At 46.0% G+C, this 3,223-nt stretch carries 3 protein-coding genes; 1 reads left to right on the top strand and 2 read right to left on the bottom strand.

Annotated features, from left to right (window positions below; genetic code table 11):
- Nucleotides 1-21: 21 nt before the first annotated feature.
- Both IT291_09400 and IT291_09405 read right to left on the bottom strand, forming a co-directional pair.
- Nucleotides 22-543, bottom strand: coding sequence for a hypothetical protein (locus tag IT291_09400; GenBank protein ID MCC6221440.1), 522 nt, complete (start codon nt 541-543; stop codon nt 22-24).
- Between the two features lie 34 nt (nt 544-577).
- On the bottom strand, nt 578-991 hold the full coding sequence (locus IT291_09405) for a hypothetical protein (GenBank protein MCC6221441.1): 414 nt from the start codon (nt 989-991) through the stop codon (nt 578-580).
- Between the two features lie 337 nt (nt 992-1,328).
- Between IT291_09405 and IT291_09410 the strand changes: the two genes are divergently transcribed.
- On the top strand, nt 1,329-3,223 hold a 1,895-nt coding region (locus tag IT291_09410; GenBank protein ID MCC6221442.1), incomplete at its 3' end, for a LamG domain-containing protein.

Raw genomic sequence — 3,223 nt, forward strand, 5'->3', positions numbered from 1 at the left:
GTCTTCCGACACAGCGGCGATCTACAAGCCTTGCCGCTCTATAAAAATGCCTTTATCTACTTTTGAAAAGAACTCTTGGTAAAAAAGTGGGTTGTCGAGCTGTTGGACTAATACAGTAGCGCCAAAATTGTCTTGCACTTTGTTCTGAAAATTTGCCCTAACTCTTATGTTGGAGCCAAATTCAGTAACATTTACCGAACACTCGAGAATCGAGTTTTTAGTATAACGTGCTGGCTGACCTTGAGTAGCTCCGAGGTGCGCAAAAAACGAATTCCACTTATCCTCTATGTCAGTTTCCTTTTGGGCAGTGATAAACCCTAGTTCCTTATCGGCACTTTGAATAATAAATCCAGCATCTTGCAGAGTGTTTATTAGGGCCTTCATGACCTGCCTAAGACCGCCTTGAACCGACTCGTATTCGCGAGTCTGCATTTGTCGAATTTCAAGTTGAGTTCGCTCGGGTTTCGGGTGCAAAGGAGTGCAGGCCGAAACTGTACCAAGGACAAGAAAACACAAAAGGAGCGATAATTTAACGCGCTTCATCGAGACCTCCACAAGAATATCAATGCAAGACTATTTAAAACTTCGACGAGTGATAGCTAAAGTCGCCCACTCTCCCATTGTGATCAAACTTTATCACAACAGTTAGAGTGCGTTGCGTGGAGGCCGCGGCCCCGGCTGCCCTATCGTAGTTGCCAGTGAAAATGCCAAGTATTAATACCGTTCCTGGCACGCCTCCTACACCCCCCGCACCGCCAACTCCACCGCGATCGCTCGAATAAGAAGCTTCGGTGGCAATCTTATCGTAAACCCAACTCTCGTTTCCGTTTTGGTCTCTAGTAACAATATTTGGAGACCCAAGCGCCTCGGCAACTTCAGACTGCGACATGCCCCGATATATCTGCTTCTGCACGACTCCAAGTGTAAAACTGCGCTCGGCTGTAGAATGTAGGCTCTCTTGATGTCTTGAGGCCGGCCAGCAGGCACACAGCAGTAAGAAAGCAAGACATGAAAGCTTTCTAAGATGAAGTGCGAGTGAATCATAAATCATAAAACATCCTCCAGATGCTCATTCCTAGTCGTTTTTGGTCTTTTCGGATCTTAGCTGTTTTTCCCTCTTACTAATTAATCCGTAACATTTTGCCAAATTGGGTTCCTTAGTAGCTGGCGCGGTTTTTGCATTTTCCTAAAGGACGTGAGGCATGTCGGTTAAGTTTGGTAAAGATTAAGTTACGCAAAAGAAAAGTTTTACGCCAGTCCTGAGTTAAGGGCAGCACGCCAATTTTTTTGTGTTAGAAACGGTTTAGGTTATCGCTTACGGAGGACAAATGAATAAGCTACAAGGTTTTTTCACAACTACAGTTTTTGCCGTTGCTTCTATAGCAATCGCAACTTCAAATGCTGCGGCGGATATTCAGGATAATCTCATCGCCCATTATCCTTTGTCTGAAGGGTTCGGGAATACGATAAACCCCAGGGTTGGCTCAGTTACGGGAACTATTAAGGGCGCTACATGGGGAAGTGGAATAAATGGAAAAGCTTTATTATTGGATAGCTATGATGGTCAAATTCGCAAACAAGATCACATCGAAATACCAACTTTTTTTGGCGATCCACAAAATATTACTATCTCCCTTTGGGCTAACCTCAGCAACCGCGATACTCATGCTTCCGAATTGATTTCTCTAAGCGATCGGGTGGGCATTAGGCTCGATGACATAGATAAGGGGACTTATGGTTTCTTTCATAATGGAGGCGCCTGGATAAATACGTGGACAGCAAGTTCTCAAAGATACTACAGTGGAACTGGCTGGCATCACTTTGTCTACGTGGTTGACACCGCCAACAAAACGCACGCTCTATATGTGGATGGAGAGGTAATCGGTTCCAACTCCGGCGATACGCATGCCTCTATCAGTTATGCTGGCACTCCACTTACTGTGATTGGGAGATATGGGAACCTTTCAAGCAAAATAACAGTTGGCGACGGTAGCACTGCTACCTATAGCAATGCCTTTAGCACTCGCGACTTTACTGGCGCAGTTGGAGATATTCGCATTTATGACCGCCCACTTAGCCCAAATGACGTTCTTGAGCTATACAGAACCACTTCGGGACTAGTTGGTCAGTGGAATTTTACGCAAACAGGCACAGTTCCCGACAAGACAGGCAAGGGGAACAATGCCACAGCCGTTAATGGCCCTGCGGTAAGCAGCCTAAGAACTGTTTTAAAACATAACAGCGATACCGCTACTAATAATAAGTGGATACAGGAGGGCAGTGGTGCTGCGCTAGCACTAAACGTCAATAATGAAAATAATCAATATGCTGAGATTAACACTCTCTTCGATAAACCCGCAAATGTCACTCTATCCGTCTGGGCTAACTTACAGGCGAGGGGAATTAACGGCGCAGATGTCATTTCTATAGGCGATTACGCGGCGATTCGCCTTGACGGCGCAATAAGCGGCGGACTGACTGCCTTTTATCACGACGGAACTAACTGGCGAAATACCGCTGCATATGGCCTCAACAACGAAAAGCTCAACTACCAGGGTAAGGGCTGGCATCACTTCGTTTACACCGTTAAGGCGGGCGACCAAAGGCTATACGTCGATGGAATACGCGTTGGCTCAAGTACCCATAGCTCTCCCATACGGTACACCAAAGTATTGGGACAAAAAACCTTTATCGGCAAACACGGGAACGGCAGTAGTAATTATAACTTTAAGGGCCTAATTGGCGAAGTGCGCGTGTATAACAGGCCGCTTGCTGAGGTTGAGGTTAGTCAACTCTACAAGAGCTCCCCTTCTTATCCTGAAGCTATAGTTAATAATCCGACAACCAGTCCTGACTGGAGCGCTTACAATAAGAGCACTCCGTTTGAAACTCTCGTGCCATTGACTGAAAAACCCATCCTAACGGCGAGCAGCGTGAAAGATGTCTCGGCTGGCTTCGTAGCAGATCCATTCTTATACCCCAAGGGAAGTGAGTTGCACCTTTTTATGGAGGTGCTGACGAGAATGTCCCCAGGGGGGAAGGCACCTAACGGAAGTTACCAGAGTAATCGAGGAGACTTAGCGCTTGCTAAAAGCACAGATGGCGGCATAACCTGGGCTTACGACCAGATGATTCTAAATGAGCCAAAGTGTCATCTCTCATACCCGTATGTATTTAAATATAACGACAAATACTACATGATTCCGGAAACTAATGAGCTAAA

This window comes from Deltaproteobacteria bacterium, from assembly GCA_020845775.1.
Taxonomy (GTDB): domain Bacteria; phylum Bdellovibrionota_C; class UBA2361; order SZUA-149; family JADLFC01; genus JADLFC01.